The organism is Kitasatospora sp. NPDC057542 (genome assembly GCF_042801945.1).
In the GTDB taxonomy this organism is placed as follows: Bacteria; Actinomycetota; Actinomycetes; order Streptomycetales; family Streptomycetaceae; genus Kitasatospora.
In genome coordinates this window covers 1-5991 of record NZ_JBHVFE010000518.1, presented here as the reverse complement: position 1 = coordinate 5991, position 5991 = coordinate 1, and the positions used below count along the sequence as shown (strand labels likewise).

At 69.8% G+C, this 5991-nt stretch carries 5 protein-coding genes; all 5 read left to right on the top strand.

Features of this window, described 5'->3' with window-relative positions; all coding sequences use genetic code 11:
- The first annotated feature begins 64 nt into the window (after window positions 1–64).
- Window positions 65–1093 (top strand): carbohydrate ABC transporter permease, encoded by a 1029-nt coding sequence (locus tag ACFU7Y_RS38335; protein ID WP_224281906.1) that lies wholly within the window; start codon window positions 65–67, stop codon window positions 1091–1093.
- Window positions 1090–1917 carry a carbohydrate ABC transporter permease gene (locus ACFU7Y_RS38330; RefSeq protein WP_224281908.1) on the top strand — a complete coding sequence of 276 codons (828 nt, stop codon included), beginning with the start codon at window positions 1090–1092 and terminating at the stop codon, window positions 1915–1917. Before ACFU7Y_RS38335 ends, ACFU7Y_RS38330 begins: the two co-directional genes overlap by 4 nt.
- 6 nt (window positions 1918–1923) lie before the next feature.
- Complete coding sequence (locus ACFU7Y_RS38325; protein ID WP_380771123.1) at window positions 1924–3477, top strand: glycoside hydrolase family 3 protein; 1554 nt, start codon at window positions 1924–1926, stop codon at window positions 3475–3477.
- A 456-nt stretch (window positions 3478–3933) separates the two neighbouring features.
- Entirely contained in the window at window positions 3934–5214 is a 1281-nt protein-coding gene (locus ACFU7Y_RS38320; RefSeq protein WP_380771124.1) for an extracellular solute-binding protein, read from the top strand.
- A gap of 227 nt (window positions 5215–5441) precedes the next feature.
- Window positions 5442–5991, top strand: a 550-nt coding sequence (locus ACFU7Y_RS38315) for an SIS domain-containing protein (RefSeq protein WP_380771122.1), incomplete at its 3' end; no start/stop codon positions are given.

Sequence of the window (5991 nt, the reverse complement as noted above, 5' to 3'; positions counted from 1 at the left end):
GCCCCGGCGGGGGCCGGTGGGCGACGCCTGTCCGTCGTGGCCAGGTTGTGAGGAAGTGAGAACGATGGCTGTGCATTCGGAGCGGGTGCAGACACAGTCCCCGGACCCAGGGAAGGCTGCTGTGGCCGGTACGGAGACGAGCGCCTCGGGCGGCGGCTCGAAGGGTGCCGCGCCGAAGGGTGCGAGATCGGCGGTCGGCCCCAGCCTGGGCTCACGCCTCGCGCCGTACCTGCTGCTGCTGCCGGCCACCGTGGCGACCCTGGCCCTGCTGGGCTGGCCGCTGCTCAAGACGGTCCTGCTGTCGTTCCAGAACCTCAACAGGCGTCAGCTCGTCCTGCACCTGACCGAGTGGACCGGCTTCGACAACTACAAGGAGCAGCTGACCGACCCGGAGTTCTGGGCGGTCACCGGACGGACCGTCGCCTTCACCCTGGTCAACGTGGTGCTGATCATGGTCGGCGGCACCCTGATCGGCCTGCTGCTGAACCAGCTCGGCAAGAAGATGCGGCTGGTGCTCCAGGTCGCGCTGCTGCTGGCCTGGGCCATGCCGGTGGTCGCCGCCACCACCGTCTACACCTGGCTGTTCGACTCCCAGTGGGGCGTCGTCAACTGGATCCTGGAGCAGCTGGGCTGGCACTCGATGCACGGCTACAACTGGCTCAGCAACGAGTACTCGACGTTCTTCGTGATCATCCTGCTGATCGTCTGGATGTCGATCCCGTTCGTGGCGTTCAACATGTACGCCGGTCTGACCACCATCCCGAGGGAGCTCTACGAGGCCGCCCGGATGGACGGTGCCGGCTCCGTCAAGATCTTCACCGCGGTCGTCTTCCCCAACCTGAAGCCGTTCTTCCTGGCCACGACCTTCCTTGAGGTCATCTGGGTGTTCAAGGCCTTCACCCAGGTCTACGCGGTCAACGCCGGTGGTCCGGAGAAGCTGACCCGGACCCTGCCGGTGCACGCCTTCCTGGAGGGTTCGGCCGGCCAGCACTACGGGATCGGCTCCGCGATCGCGGTGCTCACCATCCTGATGCTGGGCGTGCTGATGGCGTACTACTTCCGCATCATGATCAAGCAGGAGGACGAGCTGTGAGGCGCTCTCTCTTCGGACGTACCTGGCTGAACGTGATCGCGGCCGTCCTCGCCGTCTTCTTCGTCTTCCCCGTCTACTGGATGTTCGCGACCGCGTTCAAGCAGAACAGCGACATCATCAGCCCGACGCCGGTGTTCATCCCGCTCGACGCGACCTTCGAGCACTTCACCACCGCGGTCGACGCGCCGAACTTCTGGACGTACGTCGTCAACAGCGTCGTCGTCACCGTCGGCGCGGTGCTCGGGTCGCTGGTGATCGCGACCCTGGCGTCGTTCGCCATCGCCCGGATGAAGTTCCGCGGCCGCAAGACCTTCGTGCTGGTCATCATGATGGCCCAGATGGCGCCCTGGGAGGTCATGACCATCGCGGTCTACATCATCTCCCGCGACAACGACATGCTGAACAGCCTGGTGCCGCTGACCCTCTTCTACATGATGATGGTCCTGCCCTTCACCATCTGGACGCTGCGCAGCTTCATCGCCGCGGTGCCGAAGGAGCTGGAGGAGTCGGCCATGGTGGACGGCTGCACCCGCTCCCAGGCCTTCGTGAAGGTGATCTTCCCGCTGCTGGCCCCGGGCCTGATGTCGACCTCGCTGTTCGGCTTCATCACGGCGTGGAACGAGTTCCCGCTCGTCCTGATCCTCAACAAGGACAACGGCAAGACGCTGCCGCTGTGGCTGTCGTCCTTCAAGACCGCCTTCGGCAACGACTGGGGCGCCACCATGGCCGCGTCCACGATGTTCGCCATCCCCGTGCTGATCCTGTTCGTCTTCCTGCAGCGCAAGGCGGTCGGCGGTCTGACCGACGGCGCCGTGAAGGGCTGAGTCAACGTGAGCATCCTCGTTCCCACCGTGCAGGACAGCGACCAGCTGCACCGCGACGCCCTGACCGTCCTCCAGCCCGGCTTCGTCGGCACCGAGCCGCCGGAGTGGCTGCGCCGCCACCTCGCCGCGGGCCTCGGCTCGGTCGCACTGTTCGACCGCAACGTGGCCGACCTCGACCAGCTGTCCGCGCTCACCCGGGCGCTGCGCGCCGAGAACCCGGACCTGCTGATCGCCATCGACGAGGAGAGCGGCGACGTCACCCGGCTGGAGGCGGGCTCCGGCTCGTCCTGGCCCGGCAACCTCGCGCTCGGCGCGATCGACGACCCGGCGCTGACCCGGGACGTCGCCCGCGAGCTGGGCCGGGCGCTGGCCGCGGCCGGCGTCAACTACAACTGGGCGCCCACCGCGGACGTCAACTCCAACCCGCGCAACCCGGTCATCGGCGTCCGCTCCTTCGGTGCCGACCCCGAGCTGTGCGCCCGGCACACCGCCGCCTGGGTCGAGGGCCTGCAGTCGGCCGGTGTGGCCGCCTGCTCCAAGCACTTCCCCGGCCACGGCGACACCGCGGTGGACTCGCACCACGGGCTGCCGGTCATCGACGTCGACCTGGACGTGCTGCGCGCCCGCGACCTGGTCCCGTTCCAGGCGGCGATCGCGGCCGGCACCAAGGCCGTGATGACCGCCCACATCATGATCCCGGCGCTGGACCCGAAGCTGCCCGCCACCCTGAGCCCGACCGTGCTGCGCGACCTGCTGCGCGCGGCCCCGGCCGACGGCGGCCTCGGCTACCAGGGCCTGATCGTCAGCGACGCGATCGAGATGGGCGCCATCGCCGACACCTTCGGGATGGGCGAGGGCACCGTGCTGGCCCTGGCGGCCGGCGCGGACGCGATCTGCGTCGGCGGCGGGCTCGCCGACGAGGAGACGGTGCTGATGCTGCGCGACGCCATCGTGGCGGGCGTGCGCTCCGGCCGGCTCGCCGAGGAGCGGCTGGCGGACGCCGCCGAGCGGGTCCGGTCGCTGGGCAGCTGGGGCCGGATCGCGGCCCAGGGCGAGCGGGTCGAGCCGGACCTGGCGGTCGGCCTGCGGGCCGCGCGCCGGGCGCTCAGGGTGGTCCGGTCGCCGGGCTTGGTGGTGCCGCCGGTGAGCGAGCGCCCGTACGTGGCCTCGTTCTCGGACGAGCCGAACATCGCGGTCGGCGACGTCACCCCGTGGGGCGTGGCCGGCATGCTGGCCGACCGCTTCCCCGGCACCCGTACCCGCGAGGTGTCGGCGGCCGAGGCCGCGCCGGAGCTGCTGGACGCCCTGGTCGACGAGCTGGTGGCCGGGGCCGAGGGGCGCCGTCTGGTGCTGGTGGTCCGGGACGTGCACCGGCACGCGTGGATGTCCGCCGCGCTGGGCCGCCTGGTGGCGGCCCGGCCGGACGCCGCCGTGGTCGAGATGGGCCTGCCCCAGTCCGAGCCGGTCGGCGCGCTCCACATCGCCACCCACGGCGCCGCCCGGGTCTGCGGGCTGGCGGCCGTGGAGGTCCTCACCGGGCAGCCGGGAGCGGTCGGCTGAACCGATCGACGAGACGTCACCGGTCGTGTCCGGCAGGCGTCGGCCGACGGGCCCGTCATGCGCATGTCGCATGGCGGGCCCGTTCCGTTTCCACGGGGTTGACCTGCGGGTTCGTCGAGTGACCGTGCTCCCTCAAGCAGGCCTTAAATCCACCTTAAGATCCACCGAGGGTGACGGAACGGCGACTGGCCGCCATGCGGTACAACAGCTCTGCAACGGCCCACCCGACTAAGGCTTTTGGTCGTTGACACCACCTATGGTCTAGGCCAGAGTCCAGTCATCCGGTTCGAGATTCAACCTCGCCGGATGTGGTATCGGCCCTCCCTGAAGCTCTTCGCCGCCCCCTGTCCGGACTCTCCGCCGCGGGCGCCAATCATGCTGCCGGCGGGCAACACGGCTCTACACCCCTCGGAGGATGGCGTGAAGAAGCGTCAGCTCGTGTCGACGCTCGGGACCATGGCACTGGCGGTCGGTCTGACGGCCTGTTCCTCGTCCGCGAAGCCCGCGGGCGACGGCGGCGCGAGCGGCTCCGCGGACCCGAAGGCCGCCGGCGGCACCGTCACCGTCTGGCTGATGGACGACGCCCAGAAGAACTGGCCGGACCTGGTCCAGCGGGTCAACGACGAGTTCGCGGCGAAGTACCCGAACGTCAGCCTCAAGCTCTCCTACCAGGGGTGGGCCGACAAGGTGAGCAGGCTCGACAAGGCCATCGCCGACGGCAACGCACCCGACGTGGTCGAGCTGGGCAACACCGAGACCATGAAGTACGTGCTCTCCGGCGCGCTGGCCCCGGTGGACCGCAGCACCTTCGACAACTCCGACAGCTGGATCAAGGCGCTCGCCAACACCTGCACGTACCAGGACAAGCTCTGGTGCGTGCCCTACTACGCCGGCTCCCGCGTCGCCATCTACAACTCCACCGCCTTCCAGCAGGCCACCGGCAGCGCCGACTTCCCGAAGACCGAGGCGGACCTGCTGGCCGCGCTGGACAGGATCGCGGACCGGAACAAGGCCGACAAGACCTTCTCCCCGCTCTACCTGCCCGGCCCGTACTGGTACGCCGCGATGAGCTACGTGGCCGGGTACGGCGGCAGCATCGCCAAGTTCGACAGCTCCGGCAACTGGCACGGCACCCTGCACGACCCCAAGTCCCAGCAGGGCATCAGCCACTTCGTCGACCTGGTGCGCAAGTACAACAAGGGCGACCTGACGGTGAACGAGCAGAACCAGTTCGAGTCGATGGCCCGCGGGCACGCCGCGTCCTTCTACGGCAACGGCTACGAGGCGGCCAGCGTGACCGCGCCGGTCACCGGCGACCCGAGCATCAAGGACGCCGTCAAGGTGGCCACCATGCCCGGTCCGGACGGCAAGCCACTGCCGACCTTCATCGGCGGCTCCGACCTCGCCGTCACCGCCAAGTCCCCGCAGGTGGCGCTGGCCACCGACTGGATCCGGATGTTCACCAGCACCAAGTCGGAGCAGGCGCTGGCCGACAAGGACATCCTGCCGAACAACCTGACCCAGCTGAACCCGCTGAAGAACAAGCCGACCACCGCCGCCGCGGCCAACGCCGTTCCGGACGCCTGGTTCACCCCGCTGGCCCCCGGCTGGGGCGCGGTCGAGAAGCAGAAGATCATCCCGGACATGCTGACCGCGATCCTCAAGGGCAAGTCGGTGGACCAGGCCACCAAGGAGGCCGACGCCGCGATCGACCAGCTGATCAACAAGCCGTCCTGACCTTCCGTCGCGCCCGTCGCGGTACGCCCCTGCCGCCTCCGGAGGGGCGTACCGGAGGGGCGTGACGGGGAGCGCACGAGCGTGCGGACGGAGGTGCCCGGCGGCAGGTGCGCCCGTAGGATTGCGGGACGAAGAACCGCAGCGAGTGTGCGGACTCGCCGCCGTGGAGGTTCCCGCCGGGCAGCCGCCCGAGCGGGGTCGAACCGTCTCATCGGAGGCAGACCCAGATGTCCGACCCGCAGACCGTTCCCGTCCCCGGCCGGATCATGGCGGCGGAGATGGCCGAGCAGCCGGCCGTCCTCCAGCGCATCCTCGACGAGGGTGCCCCGCAGATCCGCGAGGTCGCCGCGCAGATCGCCGCCCGCAACCCGCGCTTCGTCCTGCTCACCGCGCGCGGTACGTCCGACAACGCCGCGCTGTACGCCAAGTACCTGACCGAGATCCTGCTCGGCAAGCCGGCCGGCCTGACCTCGATGTCCACCACCACCGCGTACGGCGCCAAGCCGGACCTCACCGACGTCCTGGCCGTCACCGTCAGCCAGTCCGGCGGCTCGCCCGACCTGGTGGCCTCCACCAAGGCCGCCCGCGAGGCCGGCGCCATCACCCTCGCGGTGACCAACAACGCCGCCTCGCCGCTGGCCGAGGTCTCCGAGTTCCACATCGACGTGCTGGCAGGCCCGGAGAAGGCGCTGCCGGCCACCAAGACGTACACCGCCGAGCTGCTGGCGCTCTACCTGCTGGTCGAGGGCCTCGCGGAGGCATGGGGCTACCCCCGGC

Excerpts from the sequence above, each read along its gene's own strand:
- ACFU7Y_RS38335 (WP_224281906.1), top strand. The coding sequence starts at position 65 with ATGGCTGTGCATTCGGAGCGGGTGCAGACACAGTCCCCGGACCCAGGG.
- ACFU7Y_RS38320 (WP_380771124.1), top strand. The coding sequence starts at position 3,934 with ATGGCACTGGCGGTCGGTCTGACGGCCTGTTCCTCGTCCGCGAAGCCC.